Raw genomic sequence first — 20,489 nt, 5'->3', positions numbered from 1 at the left:
TCAGGAGCCAGTCTAAGCCGACCGGGCCGGTTTGGCCGCACCGAGACACGCAGGGCCGTATCCCGCCTGACCCGGAACGAAGTCGGGCCGCACCCCTGTGTGGAGATGCGGCCCGACGATGCGACGGTGAGGGCTCAGTGGAAGGAGTCCCCACAGGCGCAGGAGCCCACCGCGTTGGGGTTGTCGATCGTGAAGCCCTGCTTCGAGATGGTGTCCTCGAAGTCGATGGTGGCCCCCATCAGGTACGGGACGCTCATCTTGTCCACGATCACCTCGACGCCGTCGTAGTCGCGGACGGTGTCCCCGTCGAGCACGCGCTCGTCGAAGTAGAGCTGGTAGATCAGGCCGGAGCAGCCGCCCGGCTGGACGGCCACACGCAGGCGCAGGTCCGTGCGACCCTCCTGCTCGAGCAGGGCGCGGACCTTGGCCGCCGCGACGTCGGTCAGCTCGACCTCGTGGGTCGGCAGCCCGGCGGCGTCCTCGGTGGCGCCGATCTCGACGCCGGTCTCCTCTGCGGACAGAGCCATCGTGGCCTCCTGTGGGTGGTGCGGAGCACGGCCATGTGGGGCGGGCCGCGCGTGGTCAGCCAGGACAACAGCGGCGGGCGCCGGGTCATTCCCCGACGCCGGCCTCCGGGCGCCGGCGGGTCAGCGCGCGGCGGGCGCGGTCACCCCGGCCAGGCCGGCGAGCCACAGGGTCTCGGCCACGATCGCCCGGCGGAAGTCCTCCAGGTGCAGGGACTCGTTGGCGGAGTGCGCCCGCGAGTCCGGATCCTCCACACCGGTGATCAGGATGGTGGCGTCGGGGAACAGCTCCTGCAGGTCCGCCGTGAAGGGGATGGACCCCCCGAGACCGGTCTCGCGGGCCGGGGTGTCCCACGCGGCGCCGAGGGCGGCCATCATGGCCGCGGCGGCCGGGGCGGAGGTGTCCGTGGCGAAGGGCTGACCCTGCTCCCCCGGCTCGAACGTGATCTGCGCGCCCAGAACGGCCTCCGACTGCGCCTCGAGATGGCGGCGCAGCGCGTCCTGGGCATCCGCCGGGTCCATGCCCGGGCCCAGACGCAACGAGATCTTGGCGCGCGCGGAGGACTGGATGGTGTTCGACGCGGTGTCCACGGAGGGCACGTCGATGCCGATCACGCTCAGCGCCGGGCCGTTCCACAGGCGGTCGGCCACTGTGCCGCGTCCCGCGAGGCGCACGCCCGGCAGCACACCGGCGTCGGCGCGGAACACGGCCTCGTCGTAGTCCACGTCCGCGTGCTGCCGCGGCTCGAGACCAGGCACGGCCACGGCGCCCTCGGCGTCGTGCAGGGTGGCGATCAGGCGGGAGAGCAGCACGACGGCGTCCAGCACGGGCCCGCCGAACATGCCCGAGTGGACGGAGTGGTCGAGCACACGGACGGTGACGGTGCCGCTGGTCACGCCGCGCAACGAGGTGGTCAGGGCGGGCTCACCGACGGCCCAGTTGGACGAGTCCGCCACCACGATCGCGTCCGCCTGGAGGCGGTCCCGGTGGCGCTCCAGGAACGGGCGGAAGGTCGGCGAGCCGGCCTCCTCCTCCCCCTCGACGAACACGCGGACGCCGAGGTCGGCGTCGGGAGCCACCTCGTCCAGGGCGGCCAGCGCGGCGAGGTGGACCATGACGCCCGCCTTGTCATCGGCGGCACCGCGGCCGTACAGACGGCCGTCGCGCTCGGTGGCCTCCAGCGGCGGGGTGTCCCACAGGGACTCGTCGCCGATCGGCTGCACGTCATGGTGGGCGTACAACAGGACAGTCGGCTTGTCAGAAGCGCCCGTCCGGCCACCGATGACGGCGGGGCCGCCAGACGTGCCGTCCTCACGGTCCTCGACGGCGATCTCCACGTCCTCGAGGCCGGTCTCGCGGAGCAGGCCGGCCACGGTCTCGGCGGAGCGCTCCAGCACGGAGCGGTCGGCGGTGTCCCAGGCCATGCCGGGGATCGCGACGAGATCCTTGAGGGTCTGCAGCGTCTGCGGGAAGCGGGCGTCCACGGCAGCGCGGACGGCGGCCACCAGGTCCGGATCCGGGACGGCGGCGGGGGCTGTACGGGGGGCATGCTGGGTCATGGGCCTCAGCCTACGACGTGTCCCGCACTACACTGATGCGGTGCTGAAACGCTGGAAGAAGACCGAGACCGACGCCCTGCCGCCCACCCACGGCTCCACTGCGCTGCCGGCCGCGCCCGAGGCCCGTCCCGCCGGGCAGGCGGAGACGCGCCGGGACCGCGCACAGGGGAAGAACGCCCCCACGCCCCGCCGCAAGGACCAGGAGGCCGCGCGGCGTCGCACCCTGGTGCCCGAGGACCGCAAGGCCGCCCGCCGCGCTGAGCGGGAGGCCGCGGCCCATGAGCGGATGCGCCAGCGTCACGCCCTCGAGACCGGCGACGAGCGCAACCTCCCGGCACGTGACCGCGGGCCCCAGAAGCGGTTCGTGCGCGACTACGTGGACGCGCGCACGGGCATCGGCGAGTGGCTGATGCCCGTGGTCCTGCTGTACGTGGTGGCCATGGTGATCCCCGGCGCTCGGGTGCAGCTGGTCCTGATGATCTCGCTCTACGTGCTGGTCGCCCTCGTGATCGCCGAGAGCTTCTACCTCTCCCGCCAGCTCAAGAAGCGACTCACCGGGAAGTTCGGTGCGGCCGAGCCGGGGACGGGCTTCTACGGCGTCATGCGGGCGCTGCAGTTCCGACGCCTGCGCCTGCCCAAGCCCCAGGTGAAGCGCGGCCAGTTCCCCGCGTGATCCGCAGGCCACCCCTCAGCGGCCGCGCACCCGGCGGGCCAGGCCCGCATTGATCCGGCCGGCCCAGAACGGCCCCTCGTAGAGGAACGCCGTGTACCCCTGGACCAGGTCGGCGCCGGCGTCCAGGCGCATGACGACGTCCTCGGCTGTGGTCACGCCGCCCACGCTCACCAGTGCGGTGGCGGGCGGCAGCGCCGAGCGCAGCACGGCGAGAACCTCGACCGAACGCTCCTTCAGCGGCGCGCCGGACAGACCGCCGGCGCCCAGGGCCTCGACCTCGGCGGCGGGGGTGGCCAGGCCCGCGCGGGACACGGTGGTGTTCGTGGCGATCACGCCGTCGAGCCCGATCCGCCCGGCCAGCGCGGCGACGGCGCGCACGTCCTCGTCCGCGAGGTCCGGGGCGATCTTGACTGTCAGAGGCACCCGGCGGTCGGCGACGACTCGGTCCGCCTCCTCCCGGACGGCCGCCAGGATGGGCTCGAGGGCGGAGATCTCCTGCAGCTGGCGCAGCCCCGGGGTGTTCGGGGAGGACACATTGACCGCCAGATAGTCGGCGTGCGGGGCGAGCAGGCGCGTGGCGCTCCGGTAGTCCTCGGCGGCGCCCTCGAGCGGGACCGCCTTGGTCTTGCCGATGTTCACTCCGAGAACGGGCCGCACCGCCCCGAACCTCTCCGTGAGGACGCGCCGGGTCGCGGCCAGGCGGGGGGCGACGGCCGCGGCGCCGTCGTTGTTGAAGCCCATCCGGTTCACCAGGGCGCGGTCCGCGGGGAGACGGAAGAGGCGAGGGGCCGGGTTGCCGGGCTGAGCCTGGGCCGTGATCGTGCCGACCTCGATGTGCCCGAACCCGAGCTCCGCGAGGGCGGTGGTGCCCACGCCGGTCTTGTCGAAGCCCGCGGCCAGGCCGAACGGGGAGGGGAAGCGCAGGCCCATCACGGTGCGGGCCAGGCCGAGGTCCGGGGCCATCGCGGCACGCAGGGCACGGGAGGCTCCGGTGCGTTCGGCGGCACGGATGCCGGCGAACCCCACGTGATGCGCCCGCTCGGCGTCCATGCCGGAGAAGACGGCACGGAAGAGGGCCGGGTAGGCGCGGGGGGCGGAGGAGTCGAGCACGGACTGGACGCGGGCGCGGGGGTCGGGCAGCTGCATGGCGCCATTTTCCCACGGTCGCCGCCACCCACAGCCCTCCCGCGCGCGGCCCGGGCGGACGGCCTACAGTGGCGGGCATGCTCCTGCGCGACCACCTGCGCCTGCCGCGCCGCCCCACCGTGGAGGCCACCACCGCAGACCTGCGCGACGTCCATGCCGCTCTCGTGGCCGACGCCCCCGGCGGCGGATGGGTCCGGGACGGGATGGCCGGGTTCGAGCGCCTGACCCTCGGCCTCGACGCGGACAGACAAGGCCAGAACATTGTCACACTGGTTCGCCGACGCATCCCCAAGGACAGGCGTGACCCTGACCGACGTCCGGTCCTCGCGATCCACGGGTGGAGCGACTACTTCTACAACGCCCCGCTCGCCGAGGCGTTCGAGGACGCCGGCTACGCCTTCCACGCCGTGGACCTGCGCCACTACGGGCGATCACTCCGCCCCGGACAGACGCCGGGCTGGACGGACGACCTGCGACGGTACGACGCCGACATCGAGGCAGCCCTCGCGGCCGTCGCCCGTGACCACCCCCTGCCCCCGGTGGTGCTGGGCCACTCGACCGGCGGCCTCGTGGCCTCCCTCTGGGCGGACCGGAACCCCGGCCGCCTCGCCGCCCTCGTGCTCAACAGCCCCTGGCTGCAGACCCACGGCGGCACGACGGCGCGCGCAGTCGCCCGCCTCGCCACCCGGCCCCTGGCCCGCGCCCGGCCCTACGGGACGCTGAGCCTGCCGCGCATCGACTTCTACTGGCGGAGCCTCTCTTCCGAGGCGGACGGCGAGTGGGACCTGGTGCCCGCCTGGCGAACGCGCTGGTCCTTCGATCTGCCCCACGCCTGGCTGGACGCCGTCTTGGCCGGACACGCACGCGTGGCACGTGGCCTGTCGATCGACGTGCCCGTCCTCGTGCTGGTCTCCGACACCGGCCACCGCGGCCTGCGCTACGGCGAGGCCATGCTCGCCGCGGACATCATCCTGAACCCCTCCGCCATGGCCCGCCGGGCCCTCCGGCTGGGCCGCGAGGTCACCGTGCAGCAGCACGCCGGCGCCCTCCACGACGTCTACGCCTCCTCCGAGCCGGTGCGCTCGCGGGCCATGGCGGACACCCTGCGGTGGCTGGCACCGGTGGCCCCGCCCCGCGAGGAGTGAGGCGCGGGGCCGCCGTCGGGTGGGCTCAGCCGCCCGCGGCTCCCCCGATGGCGTCCGCCTGCGGCGCGTCCACCGCGCCGCCATACCGCCGGTCCCGGCGCGCATAGGCCTCCACCGCCGCGTAGAGGGTGCGCCGGTCCACGTCCGGCCAGAGCACGTCGAGGAACAGCAGCTCGGCGTAGGCCGACTGCCAGAGCAGGTAGTTGGACAGGCGCTGCTCGCCCGAGGTCCGCAGGAAGAGGTCCACGTCCGGGGTGACGTCGATGTCCCTGTCCCCGGAGCGGTACGCACGGTCCAGCCAGCGGGTGAGCGTGGCCTCGGAGATGTCCCCCGGGTCCATGCGCCCGGCGCGCACCTCTTCGGCGATCGCCTGGACGCCGTCGAGGATCTCGGCGCGGGAGCCGTAGTTGACGCACATGTGCAGGGTGGTGCCGGTGTTGTCCCGGGTGAGGTCCTCGGCCTCGCGCAGCTCACGGATGACGGGCGTCCAGAGGCGCGGCGCGCGCCCGTTCCAGCGGATGCGGACATTCCACGAGTCCAGGGTGTCCCGCTGCCGGCGCAGCACGTCCCGGGAGAAGCCCATCAGGAAGCGGACCTCGTCCGCGGAGCGGGACCAGTTCTCCGTGGAGAAGGCATACGCGGACACGTGCCCGATCCCCAGCTCCACCGCCCCCGCGACGACGTCCAGCAGTGCCGCCTCCCCCGCCCGGTGGCCCTCGGTGCGGGGCAGGCCGCGCTGGTTGGCCCACCGGCCGTTGCCGTCCATCACCACGGCCACGTGGCGCGGGATGAAGCGCGAGCCCATGGCGGGGGCGACGGCGCCCGAGGGGTGCGGGGGCGGGCTCACCTTGGCGACGTCGGACATGGCCTCAGGGGCTCCTCTCGGCGGGGGTGACGGACACGGCGGGACCGGGGGGTGCCGCGGCGGCCCGGCGGGCGGCGGGCGGGGCGATCTCCTGGTCCAGGACGGACAGGGACACGAGCCGCCGCTCGGCGTGGAACTGCAGGTACGCGGACACGATACCGGCCGCCTCCCGCCGGGCGAGGGCGCCGGCCGCGTCCACCACCTCCCAGTCCCCCGCGGTCAGCGCGTGCAGCAGCGCGAACGTCTCGGGCGCCGGGCTGGCCGACCCCGGGGGCCGGTGCTGCGCGCACACCGCCCCGCCGAGGGCCACGTTCACCGAGGTGTGCGGACCCGGCGCTCCGCACCGGGCGCAGCGGTCGAAGGACGGGGCCCAGCCCGCCTGGACCAGGGAGCGGAGCAGGAAGGAGTGGAGGACCATGCGCGGGTCGTGCCGTCGGCGGGCGAGGGCGGCCAGCGCTCCGTGGAAGAGGCGCCACTGGGCGAGGCGTCCGTCGTCGTCGACCGCGACGATGCGCTCCGCGCCCTCGGCGAGGGCGGCCGCCACCGTGTAGGCCTCGTAGTCCTCCGCCACCATGGTGGCGTAGGGGTGGATCAGCTGAGCCTGCGTGATGGTCTTGAGCTCGCCGCGGCCGTGGGCGATCTGCAGGGTGGAGTGCATGAACGGCTCCACCACCGAGCCGAAGCGGGAGGAGGACTTCCGCACGCCCTTGGCCACGCACCGCAGGATGCCGTGCTCCGGGGTGATGACCTCCACGATCCGGTCCGCCTCCCCCAGGCGGTGGGTGCGGAGCACGATCCCCTCCGTGCGGAACGAGTTCGCGGCGTAGCCTCCATGGCGCCCGCCTCCCTGCCGCCCGCCCCCGGAGCGTCGGGCGTGGGCGGCAGCGTCGTCGGAGACGGGCGGCACGGGCGGCCGTCAGTCCCGCAGGGCGCGGTTCACCGCGGAGATCAGGGCCTTGAGCGAGGCCGTGGTGGTGTTGTGGTCCAGGCCCACGCCCCACAGGACGCGGTCCCCGACGGCGGCCTCCACGTAGGCGGCCGCCATGGCCGAGCCGCCCTCGGACAGGGCGTGCTCGGTGTAGTCGAGCACGCGGACGTCCTGGCCGTCCTCACCGAGGATCTTGAGGAACGCGTCGATCGGGCCGTTGCCGGCAGCGGTGCGGGTCTGGAGCTCGCCGTCGACGAGGATCTCCGCGGTCATGCGGAACGCACCGTCTTCCCCGGACTCCGAGTTCAGCGAGCGGACGCGGTAGCGGCCCCAGGCCTTCTCCTTGTTCTCCGCCGGCAGGTACTCGTCCTGGAACACGCGCCACAGGTCGGCGCCGGAGACCTCGCCGCCCTGGGCGTCGGCCAGATCCTGGATGACGTGGGAGAACTCGATCTGCGCGCGGCGCGGCAGGTCCAGGTTGTGCTCGGACTTGAGCAGGTAGGCGACGCCGCCCTTGCCGGACTGCGAGTTCACGCGGATGACGGCCTCGTAGGAGCGGCCGATGTCCTTCGGGTCGATGGGCAGGTACGGGACGGCCCACTCGATCTCGTCGACGTGCTTGCCGGCGGCGGCCGCGTCCGCGTCCATGGCCTCGAAGCCCTTCTTGATGGCGTCCTGGTGGGAGCCGGAGAAGGCGGTGAACACGAGGTCGCCGCCCCACGGGGAGCGCTCGGGCACGGGCAGCTGGTTGCAGTACTCCACGGTGCGGCGGATGTGGTCCATGTCCGAGAAGTCGATCATGGGGTCGATGCCCTGGGAGTAGAGGTTCATGCCCAGGGTCACGAGGTCCACGTTGCCGGTGCGCTCGCCGTTGCCGAAGAGGCACCCCTCGATCCGGTCCGCGCCGGCGAGGTAGCCGAGCTCGGCGGCGGCGACGCCGGTGCCGCGGTCGTTGTGGGGGTGCAGGGACAGGATGATCGAGTCGCGGTGCTCGAGGTGGCGGTGCATCCACTCGATGGAGTCGGCGTACACGTTGGGGGTGGCCATCTCCACGGTGGCGGGGAGGTTGAGGATCATCTTGCGGTCCGTGGAGGCCTCGAGGACGTCCGCGACCTCGTCGGAGATCCGGCGGGCGAACTCGAGCTCGGTGCCGGTGTAGGACTCGGGCGAGTACTCGTAGGTGATCTCCGTGCCGGAGAGCTGCTCCTCGAACTTCTTGACCAGGCGGGCGCCGGTGGTGGCGATGTCCACGATCCCGTCCTCATCCTGGCGGAACACCACACGGCGCTGCAGCATGGACGTGGAGTTGTAGAGGTGCACGATGGCCCGGTCCGCGCCCTCCAGGGACTGGAAGGTCCGCTCGATCAGGTGCTCGCGGGCCTGGGTGAGGACCTGGATGGTGACGTCGTCCGGGATGTGGTCACCCTCGATCAGCTGACGGACGAAGTCGAAGTCCGTCTGCGAGGCGGAGGGGAAGCCGACCTCGATCTCCTTGTAGCCCATCTGGACGAGGAGCTGGAACATGCGCAGCTTGCGTTCGGGGCCCATGGGGTCGATCAGCGCCTGATTGCCGTCCCGCAGGTCGACGGCGCACCAGCGCGGCGCCTCGGTGATGAGCTTGTCCGGCCACGTGCGGTCCGGCAGGTGCACCTGGATCTGCTCGTGGTACGGCACGTACCTGCCATGCTTCATGCCCGAGGGCTGCTGCAGATTGCGCATGTGCGCATCACCTCTTCCTCTGCGGCGGCGGGGTGGGCCGCCGACGCGTCGACTGTCCGGGCCGGGGTGTCCAGCATGGTCCGGGCCACTCCCCCATTCCACACCCTCCCGACGCGCGGGGCGGGCAGGTCCCTGTCAGCGTCTCACCTTGTGAGCGCCCGGGTCCGAGAGGACCGACGGCCCGTCTCCACGACCCCTCACTCGTCCCGAGCGGGGCGTCCTGCGCCGCCTCCGTCCCGTCTCACATCCCCAGCCGGTTCAGGTGCCGCGGATCCCGCTGCCAGTCCTTCGCCACCTTCACCCGCAGATCCAGATGCACCGGGGTGCCGAGCATCTTCTCGATCCCCTGCCGCGCCTGGGTGCCGATCTGCCGCAGCCGGGAGCCGCCCTTGCCGATGATGATCCCCTTCTGGCTGTCCCGCTCCACGTACACGTTCGCGAAGACGTCCAGCAGGGGTCGGTCCTTCGGCCGGCCCTCGCGGGCGTTCATCTCGTCCACCACCACGGCCACCGAGTGGGGCAGCTCGTCGCGGACGTCCTCCAGGGCAGCCTCGCGGATGAGCTCGGCCACCATGATCGCCTCGGGCTCGTCCGTGAGCTCGCCGTCCGGGTACAGGGGCGGGCCCGCCGGCAGGAGCCCGGCCAGGACCTGCTCCACGTCCTCCACCTGACGCCCGGCCACCGCGGAGACCGGAACGACGGCGGCGAACCCCCGCCCGCCGTTGTCCGGACCCAGGACCTCGTCGCCCAGCGCGGTCACGGCCAGCAGCTGCTCGGCCACCCGGGCGGGGTCCGCCTTGTCCGTCTTCGTCACGAGCGCCACCACGGGGGTGCGCCGCAGCGCCGCCAGCTGCTGGGCGATGAACCGGTCCCCCGGGCCGATCCTCTCGTCCGCCGGCAGGCAGAAGCCCACCACATCCACCTCGGAGAGGGTCTCCGCCACGAGGGCGTTGAGCCGCTCGCCCAGCAGGGTGCGCGGGCGGTGCAGGCCGGGGGTGTCCACCAGCACCAGCTGGAAGTCGGGCCGGTGCACGATCCCGCGGATGGTGTGCCGCGTGGTCTGCGGCTTGGAGGAGGTGATGGCCACCTTCTCCCCCACCAGGGCGTTGGTCAGCGTGGACTTGCCGGCGTTGGGCCGGCCCACCAGGCAGGCGAAGCCGGAGCGGTGCCCCTCGGGGACGGTGGGGTCGATCAGCGAGGTCATTCGGTCTCCTGTGGGGTGGGGCGCATGCGGGCGGGGCGGTGCTCGGTCTCCTCCACGCGGAGGCGGGCCACGCGGTTGCGTCGGGGCTCGAGGGTGTCGGCCCGCAGCACGAGACCGTGGACGGTCACCTCGGAGCCCTGGATGGGCACCCGGCCCAGCTCCTTGGCGAGCAGGCCGCCGACGGTCTCGACGTCGTCGTCCTCGTCCTCCCCCTCGGGGAGCTCGAACTCCTCGCGGAAATCACCGATGCCCATGCGGGCGTCCACGGAGAACACGCCGGGTTCGAGCTGCTCCACCTCGGGGCGGTCGGGACGGTCGTCCTCGTCGTAGATCTCGCCGACGATCTCCTCGATGAGGTCCTCCAGCGTCACCAGGCCAGCGGTGCCGCCGTACTCGTCCACCACGATCGCCACGTGCGTGGACTCCCGCTGCAGCTCCTGGAGCAGCGGGGCCACGGACTTGGACTCCGGCACGAAGCGCACGTCCCGCATGGTGCCCGTGACCGGGTCCGAGGGCAGGGCCCCGTCCCGGTGCAGGGCGCGGGTGACGTCCTTGAGGTAGAGCATGCCGCGGATGTCGTCCGAGTCCTCACCGATCACGGGGATGCGGGAGTTGCCCGAGCGCAGGAACAGGTCCATGGACTGGCGGAGGGTGTGGTCGGCGTCGATGGTCACCACGTCCGTGCGCGGGACCATCACCGAGCGCACGAGGGTGTCCGTCATGCCGAACACGGACTCGATCAGCTCGGCCTCCGAGTCGGCCAGCACGTCGGCGTCGTGGGCGCGGGCCACCACCTCGCGCAGGTGGCGCTCCTGGAAGTCGTCCTCGTCCGCCATCTGGTCCTCCGAGCGGCGGCGGTCCTGGCCGAGGCGGCTGCCCACCGGGCCGAGGACGCGGCGCAGACCCGAGACCAGCCCCGCGGTCCGGGCCGCGACGGCGGCCTCGTTGCGCGAGCCGATGGGCCGCGGGCTCCACACGCCCAGCGCCGCGCCCACGGCCACGATCACCACGGCGGCCACGCCGAGGGCCGGCCACACGGAGTCGTCGAGCTCCGGCCACAGCAGGTCCGTGAGCCGGTGCACGCCGGCCACGAGGCCCATGGCCGCGAACGCCTCCGTGACGAATCGCCACAGGCGCAGGGCGCCCAGGTGGCTGTCGAGGTCCGCGGTGACGTCCAGCACGCGCGTGTCCGGGCGCTGGCGGGCGATGTCCTCGGCGTCCCGGCGGGGCAGGTAGGTGAACGCGGACTCGGCCAGCGCGAGCACCCACGTGCAGATGATGAAGACCAGGAAGAGGGCGATCAGCAGGACAGGGGTCAGCATGGCGTGGGGGTCAGTCCTCGATGGTGGGCGCGGGCGCGGGACGGCCCAGCACCTCGGAGACGAGGCGGTCCTGCAGCGCGAACATCTCCGCGCGCTCGTCCGCCTCCATGTGGTCGTAGCCGAGCAGGTGGAGCATGCCGTGGGTGAGCAGCAGCATCAGCTCGTCGTCACGGGTGTGCCCGCCGCGGGCGGCCTGCTCCGCGGCCACCTCGGGGCACAGCACGACGTCGCCCAGCACCCCCTCGCTCGGCGCGCCCTCACGCCCGGGGCCGAGCTCGTCCATGGGCAGGCTCATGACGTCCGTGGGGCCCTCCAGACCCATCCACTCGACGTGCAGCTCGGCCATGCGCTCCGCGTCCACCACGGTCACCGCCGTCTCGGACAGCTCGTGCACGTGGAGGGACGCGTAGACGTGCCGCGCCATGCGCAGCAGCTCCTGCTCCGGGACCTCGATCCCGGACTCGTTCACGATCTCAACGGCCACGGCCGACCCCCGGCTTCCCCCGGCGCGGCGCCCGGGCGGGCCTGGTCGTAGGCGTCCACGATCGCGCTCACCAGGGAGTGGCGGACCACGTCGGAGGAGTCGAACCGGACCATCTCCAGCCCGTCGATCCCCTCGAGCACCTCCACCGCCTGGGCCAGCCCGGACTGCGTGCCGCGCGGCAGGTCCACCTGGGAGGTGTCCCCCGTGACCACCATGCGGGCGCCGAAGCCCAGGCGGGTGAGGAACATCTTCATCTGCTCCGGCGTGGTGTTCTGCGCCTCGTCGAGGATCACGAACGCGTCGTTGAGCGTGCGCCCGCGCATGTAGGCCAGCGGGGCCACCTCGATGGTCCCGGCCTCCATCAGCCGGGGGATGGACTCGGGCTCGATCATGTCGTGCAGCGCGTCGTAGAGCGGGCGCAGGTACGGGTCGATCTTCTCGGAGAGCCCGCCGGGCAGGAAGCCCAGGCGCTCGCCGGCCTCCACCGCGGGGCGGGTGAGGATGATCCGGTTGACCTCCTTGGCCTGCAGCGCCTGGACTGCCTTGGCCATGGCCAGATACGTCTTGCCGGTGCCGGCCGGACCCAGGCCGAACACCACGGTGGACCGGTCGATCGCCTCCACGTAGTCCTGCTGGTGCAGGGTCTTGGCGCGGATCTTGCGGCCGCGGCCGGAGAGGATCGAGTCCAGGTGCAGGGCGCCGGCCCCGCGTCCGGCCGAGCCGCCGCGCACCAGGATGACCACCTGCTCCATCACCTCGGGGGTGACGGGGGCGTCCCGCCGGGCCAGGGAGCGCAGGTCCTCCACCACACGGCGGGCCTGGCCCACGGCCTCGGCCGGGCCGCGCAGGCCCAGCGCCTGGTCCCGGACGGAGATGTCCACCGCCGGGAACACGCCGCCGAGGATGCGCAGCAGCGCGTCCTGGGCGCCGAGGGTCCGCACCATGATCTCGGCGGACTCGAAGCTGACGACCTCCTCCGCGGACGCGGTGGGGGTGAGGGGGACGGGCAGGACGCTCACGATGCGGCGGATCACCTTCGGTGCCGGGGACGGGTGGGGCCGGACGGCGCACCGCCCGGCCCGCCCAGTCTAGGGCCGGTGCCACCCTGCACGGGGGCGGTCCCGCGAGCCGCCGCCGGAGTTCACCACCGGCCGAGCCGGTGCTGCAGCACGGCCAGTGCCGCCGGGCCCGCGGTGGAGGCCCGCAGCACGTGCGGTCCCAGCAGGACCGGGCGCGCGCCGGCGTCGACGGCGGCCGCCAGCTCCGCCTCGGAGACCCCGCCCTCCGGCCCGACGACGAGCAGCACCTCGGACGCGCCCGCCAGCTCCGCCCCGGGCACCGCGGACAGGCCCTCGTCCGCGGCCTCGTGGAGGACGAGGACGAGGCGGGTGCCGCCGTCGTGAGCGGGAGTGCGGGCGAGCTGTTCCACGCGCGCGCCGGAGACCGCGCCGCGGACCTCCGGGACGCGGCCACGGCGGGCCTGCTTGGCGGCGGCGCGCACGGTGTCCTCCCACTTGCGGTGGGCGCGGTCCGCCTTGGCGCCCTTCCACCGCACGATGGACCGCTCGGCCTCCCACGGCACCACGGCGTCCACCCCGAGCTCCGTGGCGGCCTGGACCGCCATGAGGTCCCGATCCCCCTTGGACAGGGCCTGCACCAGCACCAGGCGCGGCGTGGACACCCGCTCGGGCGTCAGCTCCTCGACCCGCACCCGGACCTCGTCCGGGGCGGCCGCCGCCACGGTGCCGCGGGCACGCGCACCCACGCCGTCCGCGACGAGGACCTCCTCCCCCGCCGCCAGGCGCATCGAGGCGCCGGCGTGCCGGGCCTCGGTCCCGGTGAGGACGACCTCCCCGCCGGGGACCACGCCGTCGAGCGCGCCCGGCGCGAGGAGGAAGAGCGGGGCCGTCACAGGTTCTTCAGGTTCTCGCGCAGCCGGGCGAACATGCCCTTGGACTGCGGCGGTGCGCCGTGTTCCACCTGCTCCCCGCGCGAGGCGGCGAGGGCCTCCAGCAGCTCACGCTGCTCGGCGGTGAGGTCGGTGGGGGTGGTGACCACGACGTCCACCTTGAGGTCGCCGCGGCCGGTGCCGCGCAGCCGCCCGACGCCGAGACCCCGCACGGTCTCCACGTGCCCGGACTGGGTGCCGGGCTCGATCTCGACCTCCTGGGGGCCGTCCAGGGTCTCCAGGGTGATGGAGGTGCCGAGCGCGGCGGCCGCCATGGGGACGGTGACGGTGGTGGCCAGGTGGTCCCCCTCGCGGCGGAACACCGGGTCCGGGCGCACCTGGACCTCCACGTAGAGGTCGCCGTTCGGACCGCCGCCGGGGCCGGCCTCGCCTCGGCCGGCCAGGTGGATGCGCGTGCCGTCGTCCACGCCGGCGGGGATCCGCAGGGTGAGCGGGCGCTCGGCGCGGACGCGGCCCTGGCCGGAGCATTCCACGCACGGGTGCGGCAGCACCGTGCCGAAGCCCTGGCACACGTGACAGGACTCCGTGGCCATGACGGTGCCGAGCATGGAGCGCACGGGGCGCTGGGTCATGCCCTGGCCGCGGCACGTGGAACAGGTCTCCGGCTGGGTGCCCGGCTCGCAGCACGTGCCGTGGCAGCGCCCGCACGGCACGGCGGTGTCCAGCTGGAGGGTGGTCTCCCCGCCGAACACGGCGTCCTTGAGCTCGATCCGCGCCGTGACGAGCGCGTCCTGGCCGCGGCGCGCTCGCGGCACCGGGCCGCGGCCGGCACCGCCCGCGGCGTTCATGAACGTCTCGAAGATGTCCGCGAACCCGCCGAACCCCGGGCCCCCGAAGCCTCCCCCACCGAACCCTCCGGCCGTGCCGTTCTCATTGCCCGTGGCGTCGTAGATCCGGCGCTTGTCCTCGTCCGAGAGCACCTCGTACGCGTGGGAGATGCGCTTGAACTCCTCGGCCGCCTCCGGGCCGGGGTTCACGTCCGGGTGGTGGGTGCGGGCGAGCTTGCGGTAGGCGCGCTTGATCTCCTCTGCGCTGGCGTCGCGGCCGACGCCGAGGGTCTCGTAGTGGTCTGCCATGGGGTGGGGTCCCTTCGGTCGGGTCGGGTCGGGTGGGGGGCGCGTGAGGCGCTCACATGGTGAGGATGCGGGAGAGGTAGCGGGCGATCGCCCGGACCGCGGCCATGGTCCCGGGGTAGTCCATGCGGGTGGGGCCGATCACGCCGACCTTGGCCACGGCGCCGGGCCCGTAGGCGGCGGCCACCACCGAGGTGTCCGACAGGGAGGCGCCGTTCTCCGCGCCGATCCGCACGGACACCCCGTGGGCGTCCTGCTCCATCTCGGTGAGCAGGCGCAGCAGCACCACCTGCTCCTCGAGGGCCTCCAGGATGGGGCCGATCGAGGACCGGAAGTCCTGGGGGCTGCGGGCCAGGTTGGCCGTGCCGGCCAGCACGATCCGATCCTGCCGGCCCGCCTCGAGCAGGCTCCGCACCGCCGCCACGACGACGTCGGCGCTCGCCCGCCGCGGCGGCGGCACCCGGTCCGCGGCCGCGTCCAGGACGGCCGACGCCTGGAGGGGGCCGAGGCCGTCGATCAGGGAGAGCAGCAGGGCCCGCAGCACAGCGAGGTCCTCGTCCGCCACGGGCTCGTCGAAGGTGACGAGCCGCTGGTCCACACGGCCGGTGGAGAGGATGAGGACCACCAGTGCGCGCGTGGGGGCGAGCGAGACGAGGTCCAGGTGCCGGACGGTGGAGCCGTCCTCGTGCGGGACCTGGGCCACGGCCACCTGGTGGGTGAGCTGCGCGAGCAGCCGCACGGTGGTCTCCATCATGTGCTCGGTGTCCGCCTCCGAGTCCAGGAGCGTGCGCACGGCGCGGCGCTCGGCGGCGGAGAGCGGCTTGACCTCGGAGATCCGGTCCACGAACACGCGGTAGCCCTTGTCCGTGGGCACGCGGCCGGCCGAGGTGTGCGGGGCCACGATCAGCCCCTCCTCCTCGAGCGCGGCCATCTCGTTGCGCACCGTGGCCGAGGACACGCCCAGGCCGTGCCGCTCCACGAGCGCCTTCGAGCCCACCGGCTCCCGCAGGGAGACGTAGTCCTCCACGATGGCCTGCAGCACCTGCAGGCGGCGCGGCTGGTCGGTCACGGGGGTCTCCTTCCGGGGCTGACGGGCGGACGGGCACGGACGTCCGCTGGCACTCGGCGCGGACAAGTGCCAATGCTAGCGACCGCCCCCGCCCGGCGTCGCGGCGGGCGCGCCCGTTCCGCCCACAGGCGAGCGGACGGGTTCCTGGCGATTGCTAGCGTGTGTCCCCATGGACTGGAGCAGCTGGGGGCCGGGGGCCCACGAGGACCTGACCCGCCCGGCCGGTCGCGCCGCCGTCGAGGCCCAGGCCCGCCCGGGCACCGTGGTGGAGGACGTCACGAGCGGGTTCGTGGGCGCCGTCGTCGCCCTGGAGCGCTCCGGCGGGACGCACGTGGTGGTGCTCGAGGACCGCCGGGGTGTGCGCCGGGGCTTCCCGCTCGGCCCGGGCTTCTGGATCGACGGCGAGCCCGTGGTGCTGGTGCCCCCGCGCGCGTCCGCGCCCGCCGCCCCCGCTCGCACCGCCTCCGGCTCCCGCCGGGTGGCCGGCACGCGCGCTCGCACGGCCCGCGCCTCCCGGATCTGGGTGGAGGGCGTGCACGACGCCGAGCTCGTGGAGAAGGTCTGGGGCGAGGACCTGCGCCTGGAGGGGATCGTGGTGGAGCCCCTGCACGGCGTGGACGACCTCGCCGGGGCGATCCGTGACTTCTCCCCCGGCCCCGGCCGTCGCCTCGGCATTCTCGTGGACCATCTCGTGGCCGGGTCCAAGGAGGAGCGGATCGCCGCGGAGGCCATGCGCGTGCCCGGCGCCGCCGGCAACGTGCTGATCCTCGGCCACCCGTACGTGGACGTGTGGCAGGTCATCAAGCCGGCCGTGCTCGACATCGAGGCGTGGCCCGTGGTGCCGAGGGGCCAGGACTGGAAGACCGGCGTCCTGCGGGGCCTCGGCTGGCCGCACGGCACCAAGGAGGCCACGGGCCTGGGCTGGAAGCGGCTCCTCTCCCACGTCTCCACCTACGCCGACCTCGAGCCGGCGCTGCTGGGACGGGTCGAGGAGTTGATCGACTTCCTCACCGCGCCGGGGTCCTGACCGTCGTCCCCGCTCCGGGTGGCACTCCGGAGCGGGCGGGCGCCGTCGGTACACTGGGCTGGCCCGGACGCCGCGCGCGTCCCCTCACGCACGAGGCGCCGGGGCCGTCCGATCCGACGAGGAGCACCGTGGTCACCACCGACAGCAGCCGCACCCCCGACGCCGCGGCCCCCGCCGCCCCGCCGCGCGGGGCCGGCCCCGAGGCCCCGGCCTGGCTGCACGACGCCGCCGGACGCCGTGGGCCCCTGACCGCCAAGCAGGACCGGGACCGCGCCGCCCTGGCCCACCTCTCCCTGGCCCTGACGGCCGTGGGTCCCCTCGTGGTCTGGCTGCTCTACCGGGACCGCGGACCGTTCACCGCGCAGGAGTCCAAGGAGGCGCTGAACTTCTCCCTGGCCCCCACCCTCGTGCTGCTGCTGCTGTTCTTCCTCAGCGGCATCCCCCACATCGGGGACCTCCTGGCGATCCTCGGCGGCCTCGTCTGGATCGCCCTGGCGCTCTACGGCGTCATGGGCGCCTCCCACGTGGCCAAGGGCCGCCCCTTCCGGTACCCGTTCAACCTGCGCCTGCTGCGCTGACGCGCCCGGGCGCAGGCCGGCTCAGAACCCGGCCAGGTCCCGCACGATCCGGTCGTTCTGCAGCCGCCCGGCCAGCGTGGGCACCACGGTCCCGGCCAGCGCGGCCGGCCCGTCCACCAGCCCGTCGGCGATCAGCGCCGCCACCCGGGTGCGCAGCGTCTCCGGGTCCATCCCGTCCCGCACCTCGGCCAGGGGCAGGCCCTCCACCGTCCGCGCGGCGAGCATGATGCGCTCGAGGCGGCGCGCGTCGTCGTCGGGGATTTCCCGTCCCACCGCGGGGGTGACGCCCGTGGCCAGGCGCTGCGCGTAGGCGGCCGGGTGCTTGGCGTTCCAGAACCGCACGCCGGCCAGGTGCGAATGGGCGCCGGGGCCGACGCCCCACCAGTCCTGGTCCCGCCAGTACGCCACGTTGTGCCGGGCCCGGTGCACACCGGCGCCCTCCGGGTCGTGCGCCCAGTTGGACACCTCGTACCACCGGAAGCCGGCCGCGGAGAGCAGCTCCTCCGCCAGCAGGTACTCGTCCGCCTGCAGGTCCGGGTCCACGTCCGGCACCTGCCCGCGCGCCACCTGCGCGCCGAACCGGGTGCCCTCCTCCACGATCAGTGAGTACGCGCTCACGTGGTCCGGGGCCATGGCCACCGCCGCCTCCAGCGTGGTGCGCCAGTCCGCCAGGGACTCCCCCGGCGTGCCGTAGATCAGGTCCAGGGACACCTCCAGCCCCGCCGCCCGCGCCGCCGCCACCGCGGCCGGCACGTTCGCCGGGGTGTGCGTGCGCTCCAGCGTGGACAGCACGTGCGGCACGACGGACTGCATCCCCACGGACAGGCGCGTGAACCCGCCCTCGGCCAGCTCCGCCACGTACTCCGGGGTGAGCGTGTCCGGGTTCGCCTCCGTGGTCACCTCCGCGCCCTCGGCCAGGCCGAAGCGCTCGCGGGCCTCCGCCAGGATGCGCACCAGGTGGGCGGCCGGCAGGAGCGTGGGCGTGCCCCCGCCGACGAAGACGGTGTGCAGCGGGCGCGCGGGCACCCCCGAGCGCTCCAGGGCGGCGACGGCGTGGTCCAGTTCCGCCACGGCGGACTCCCAGTAGTCGCCGCGGCCGGCGCCCGGACCGAACGTCTCCGCCGTGTAGGTGTTGAAGTCGCAGTAGCCGCATCGCACGGTGCAGAAGGGCACGTGCACGTAGAGGCTGAACGTGCGGGGCTCCCCCGCCTCCGCCGCGGCGCGCACGCGCGCGGCGACCTCGGGAGGCAGCGTGCCGTCGTCGGGCACGGGCTGGCCCAGCGGCAGGACGGCGGGCACTTACTTCTTCGCCGGCTCGGCGCCGTCCGAGGACAGGGCGGCGATGAACGCCTCCTGCGGCACCTCGACGCGGCCCACCATCTTCATGCGCTTCTTGCCCTCCTTCTGCTTCTCCAGCAGCTTCCGCTTGCGGGAGATGTCGCCGCCGTAGCACTTGGAGAGCACGTCCTTGCGGATCGCGCGGATGTTCTCGCGGGCGATGATGCGGGAGCCGATCGCCGCCTGGATCGGCACCTCGTACTGCTGGCGCGGGATGAGCTCCTTGAGCTTGCCCGTCATCATGGTCCCGTAGGAGTACGCGTTGTCCTTGTGGGTGATGGCCGAGAACGCGTCCACCTGCTCGCCCTGGAGCAGGATGTCCACCTTCACGAGGTCCGCCACCTGGTCCCCGTCCGCCTTCCAGTCCAGCGAGGCGTACCCCTTGGTGCGGGACTTGAGCTGGTCGAAGAAGTCGAACACGATCTCCGCCAGCGGGATCCAGTAGCGGATCTCCACGCGCTCCTCGGACAGGTAGTCCATGCCGCGCAGGTGGCCGCGCTTGGCCTGGCAGAGCTCCATCACGGAGCCGATGTACTCGCTGGGCACGATCACCGTGGCCGAGGCCATCGGCTCCTTGACCTCGAGGATCTTGCCCTCGGGGAACTCGGAGGGGTTGGTCACCGTGACGACCTCCCGGTCCTCCCGCATGACGTCGTACACCACGTTCGGCGCGGTGGAGATGAGGTCCAGGTCGAACTCGCGCTCGAGGCGCTCGCGCACGATCTCCAGGTGCAGTAGACCGAGGAAGCCCACCCGGAACCCGAAGCCCAGCGCCACGGAGGTCTCCGGCTCGTAGACGAGGGCGGCGTCGTTGAGCTTGAGCTTGTCCAGGGCATCGCGGAGCACCGGGTAGTCTGAGCCGTCGATCGGATACAGGCCGGAGAACACCATGGGCTTGGGGTCCGCATAGCCGCCGATGTTCTCCGACGCCGGGCGGGCGTTGTTGGTGACCGTGTCGCCCACCTTGGACTGGCGCACGTCCTTCACGCCCGTGATCAGGTAGCCGACCTCGCCCACCGAGAGGCCCCGGGTGGGAACCGGCTCCGGCGAGGACACGCCGATCTCCAGCAGCTCGTGCGTGGCGCCCGTGGACATCATCCTGATCTTCTCGCGCGGGGAGAGCCTGCCGTCCACCACGCGCACGTAGGTCACGACGCCTCGGTACGTGTCGTACACCGAGTCGAAGATCATGGCGCGGGCGGGGGCGTCCGCGTCCCCCACGGGGGCGGGCAGGCGCTCGACCACACGGTCCAGCAGCGCCTCGACGCCCTGGCCGGTCTTCCCGGAGACCCGCAGCACGTCGTCGGGCTCGCAGCCGATGAGGTTGGCGATCTCCGCGGCGTAGCGCTCCGGGTCCGCCGCGGGCAGGTCGATCTTGTTGAGCACCGGGATGATCTCGAGCTCGTTCTCCATGGCCAGGTAGAGGTTGGCCAGGGTCTGCGCCTCGATGCCCTGCGCGGCGTCCACGAGCAGGATGGCGCCCTCGCACGCGGCCAGCGAGCGGGAGACCTCATACGTGAAGTCCACGTGCCCGGGGGTGTCGATCATGTTCAGGGCGTAGTTGACCCCGTCCCGCTCCCACGGCATGCGCACGGCCTGGGACTTGATGGTGATGCCGCGCTCACGCTCGATGTCCATGCGGTCCAGGTACTGCGCCTTCATCTCGCGCGGCTGGACGACGCCGGTGGCCTGCAGCATGCGGTCGGCCAGGGTCGACTTGCCGTGGTCGATGTGGGCGATGATGCAGAAGTTGCGGATCACCGAGGGGTCGGTGGCGGCGGGGACCGGGGGCTGGGACGCCAGGGGCGACACGGGCACATCCTCGTGGTGACTCGGGAGCGGGGGACACTGGCCGCCCATTCTTC

19 protein-coding genes are annotated in these 20,489 nt (G+C 73.3%); 4 read left to right on the top strand and 15 right to left on the bottom strand.

The genetic code is table 11. The features are described 5' to 3' along the window. Window positions 1–134: 134 nt before the first annotated feature. Both erpA and MA879_RS02670 read right to left on the bottom strand, forming a co-directional pair. Window positions 135–527 (bottom strand): iron-sulfur cluster insertion protein ErpA, encoded by a 393-nt coding sequence (gene erpA / locus MA879_RS02675; RefSeq protein ID WP_248123218.1) that lies wholly within the window; start codon window positions 525–527, stop codon window positions 135–137. A gap of 120 nt (window positions 528–647) precedes the next feature. Continuing rightward, window positions 648–2,084: a dipeptidase gene (locus MA879_RS02670; RefSeq protein WP_248123216.1), complete on the bottom strand. Its 1,437-nt coding sequence runs from the start codon at window positions 2,082–2,084 to the stop codon at window positions 648–650. A 40-nt stretch (window positions 2,085–2,124) separates the two neighbouring features. Between MA879_RS02670 and MA879_RS02665 the strand changes: the two genes are divergently transcribed. Beyond that, window positions 2,125–2,757 carry a DUF3043 domain-containing protein gene (locus MA879_RS02665; protein ID WP_248123215.1) on the top strand — a complete coding sequence of 211 codons (633 nt, stop codon included), beginning with the start codon at window positions 2,125–2,127 and terminating at the stop codon, window positions 2,755–2,757. Between the two features lie 15 nt (window positions 2,758–2,772). Here MA879_RS02665 and MA879_RS02660 read toward each other — a convergent pair whose 3' ends face one another. Further along, entirely contained in the window at window positions 2,773–3,903 is a 1,131-nt protein-coding gene (locus MA879_RS02660; protein WP_248123213.1) for a quinone-dependent dihydroorotate dehydrogenase, read from the bottom strand. 77 nt (window positions 3,904–3,980) lie between these two features. Between MA879_RS02660 and MA879_RS02655 the strand changes: the two genes are divergently transcribed. Continuing rightward, window positions 3,981–5,048, top strand: coding sequence for an alpha/beta hydrolase (locus tag MA879_RS02655; protein ID WP_248123211.1), 1,068 nt, complete (start codon window positions 3,981–3,983; stop codon window positions 5,046–5,048). Between the two features lie 25 nt (window positions 5,049–5,073). Here the strand turns inward: MA879_RS02655 and uppS are convergent, their stop codons facing one another. The 10 genes from uppS to hrcA form a co-directional block, all read right to left on the bottom strand. After that, window positions 5,074–5,913 carry a polyprenyl diphosphate synthase gene (gene uppS / locus MA879_RS02650; RefSeq protein WP_248123209.1) on the bottom strand — a complete coding sequence of 280 codons (840 nt, stop codon included), beginning with the start codon at window positions 5,911–5,913 and terminating at the stop codon, window positions 5,074–5,076. A gap of 4 nt (window positions 5,914–5,917) precedes the next feature. Next, a complete protein-coding gene (gene recO / locus MA879_RS02645; RefSeq protein WP_418001208.1) occupies window positions 5,918–6,820 on the bottom strand; it encodes a DNA repair protein RecO in 903 nt (300 codons plus the stop codon). Between the two features lie 9 nt (window positions 6,821–6,829). After that, window positions 6,830–8,560, bottom strand: a complete 1,731-nt coding sequence (gene leuA, locus MA879_RS02640) for a 2-isopropylmalate synthase (RefSeq protein WP_248123205.1) — start codon at window positions 8,558–8,560, stop codon at window positions 6,830–6,832. 241 nt (window positions 8,561–8,801) lie between these two features. Further along, window positions 8,802–9,764 carry a GTPase Era gene (era, locus tag MA879_RS02635; RefSeq protein ID WP_248123203.1) on the bottom strand — a complete coding sequence of 321 codons (963 nt, stop codon included), beginning with the start codon at window positions 9,762–9,764 and terminating at the stop codon, window positions 8,802–8,804. Further along, the gene (locus tag MA879_RS02630; protein ID WP_248123201.1) at window positions 9,761–11,086 is read right to left on the bottom strand and encodes a hemolysin family protein; all 1,326 of its coding nucleotides are present in this window, start codon (window positions 11,084–11,086) and stop codon (window positions 9,761–9,763) included. The genes era and MA879_RS02630 overlap by 4 nt, the downstream gene beginning before the upstream one ends. Before the next feature lie 10 nt (window positions 11,087–11,096). Then, window positions 11,097–11,570 (bottom strand): rRNA maturation RNase YbeY, encoded by a 474-nt coding sequence (ybeY, locus tag MA879_RS02625; protein ID WP_248123199.1) that lies wholly within the window; start codon window positions 11,568–11,570, stop codon window positions 11,097–11,099. After that, window positions 11,552–12,589, bottom strand: a complete 1,038-nt coding sequence (locus MA879_RS02620; protein WP_248123191.1) for a PhoH family protein — start codon at window positions 12,587–12,589, stop codon at window positions 11,552–11,554. Before MA879_RS02620 ends, ybeY begins: the two co-directional genes overlap by 19 nt. A gap of 122 nt (window positions 12,590–12,711) precedes the next feature. Further along, window positions 12,712–13,482: a 16S rRNA (uracil(1498)-N(3))-methyltransferase gene (locus MA879_RS02615; RefSeq protein ID WP_248123189.1), complete on the bottom strand. Its 771-nt coding sequence runs from the start codon at window positions 13,480–13,482 to the stop codon at window positions 12,712–12,714. Then, complete coding sequence (gene dnaJ / locus MA879_RS02610; RefSeq protein WP_248123187.1) at window positions 13,479–14,615, bottom strand: molecular chaperone DnaJ; 1,137 nt, start codon at window positions 14,613–14,615, stop codon at window positions 13,479–13,481. Before dnaJ ends, MA879_RS02615 begins: the two co-directional genes overlap by 4 nt. 52 nt (window positions 14,616–14,667) lie before the next feature. Then, window positions 14,668–15,681, bottom strand: coding sequence for a heat-inducible transcriptional repressor HrcA (gene hrcA, locus MA879_RS02605; RefSeq protein ID WP_248123185.1), 1,014 nt, complete (start codon window positions 15,679–15,681; stop codon window positions 14,668–14,670). Window positions 15,682–15,850: 169 nt separating this feature from the next. Here hrcA and MA879_RS02600 point away from each other — a divergent pair, with 169 nt between their 5' ends. Next, window positions 15,851–16,708, top strand: coding sequence for a DUF3097 family protein (locus tag MA879_RS02600; RefSeq protein ID WP_248123183.1), 858 nt, complete (start codon window positions 15,851–15,853; stop codon window positions 16,706–16,708). 128 nt (window positions 16,709–16,836) lie between these two features. Continuing rightward, the gene (locus tag MA879_RS02595) at window positions 16,837–17,286 is read left to right on the top strand and encodes a DUF4870 domain-containing protein (protein ID WP_248123181.1); all 450 of its coding nucleotides are present in this window, start codon (window positions 16,837–16,839) and stop codon (window positions 17,284–17,286) included. 21 nt (window positions 17,287–17,307) lie between these two features. On the opposite strand, the gene hemW is transcribed toward MA879_RS02595, so the two are convergent. Beyond that, window positions 17,308–18,585: a radical SAM family heme chaperone HemW gene (hemW, locus tag MA879_RS02590; protein ID WP_248123179.1), complete on the bottom strand. Its 1,278-nt coding sequence runs from the start codon at window positions 18,583–18,585 to the stop codon at window positions 17,308–17,310. Beyond that, entirely contained in the window at window positions 18,586–20,436 is a 1,851-nt protein-coding gene (gene lepA / locus MA879_RS02585) for a translation elongation factor 4 (RefSeq protein ID WP_248123177.1), read from the bottom strand. Window positions 20,437–20,489 lie beyond the last annotated feature (53 nt).

This window comes from Micrococcus lacusdianchii, from assembly GCF_023155805.1.
Classification (GTDB): domain Bacteria; phylum Actinomycetota; class Actinomycetes; order Actinomycetales; family Micrococcaceae; genus Micrococcus; species Micrococcus lacusdianchii.
The sequence above is the reverse complement of the archived record's forward strand: the minus strand, read 5'-3'. Positions and strand labels throughout refer to the sequence as shown.

Coding starts and splice junctions, on each gene's coding strand:
- MA879_RS02600 (WP_248123183.1), top strand. CDS start 15,851: ATGGACTGGAGCAGCTGGGGGCCGGGGGCCCACGAGGACCTGACCCGC.
- MA879_RS02630 (WP_248123201.1), bottom strand. CDS start 11,086: ATGCTGACCCCTGTCCTGCTGATCGCCCTCTTCCTGGTCTTCATCATC.
- MA879_RS02660 (WP_248123213.1), bottom strand. CDS start 3,903: ATGCAGCTGCCCGACCCCCGCGCCCGCGTCCAGTCCGTGCTCGACTCC.
- MA879_RS02655 (WP_248123211.1), top strand. CDS start 3,981: ATGCTCCTGCGCGACCACCTGCGCCTGCCGCGCCGCCCCACCGTGGAG.
- dnaJ (WP_248123187.1), bottom strand. CDS start 14,615: ATGGCAGACCACTACGAGACCCTCGGCGTCGGCCGCGACGCCAGCGCA.
- leuA (WP_248123205.1), bottom strand. CDS start 8,560: ATGCGCAATCTGCAGCAGCCCTCGGGCATGAAGCATGGCAGGTACGTG.
- MA879_RS02670 (WP_248123216.1), bottom strand. CDS start 2,084: ATGACCCAGCATGCCCCCCGTACAGCCCCCGCCGCCGTCCCGGATCCG.
- erpA (WP_248123218.1), bottom strand. CDS start 527: ATGGCTCTGTCCGCAGAGGAGACCGGCGTCGAGATCGGCGCCACCGAG.
- era (WP_248123203.1), bottom strand. CDS start 9,764: ATGACCTCGCTGATCGACCCCACCGTCCCCGAGGGGCACCGCTCCGGC.
- uppS (WP_248123209.1), bottom strand. CDS start 5,913: ATGTCCGACGTCGCCAAGGTGAGCCCGCCCCCGCACCCCTCGGGCGCC.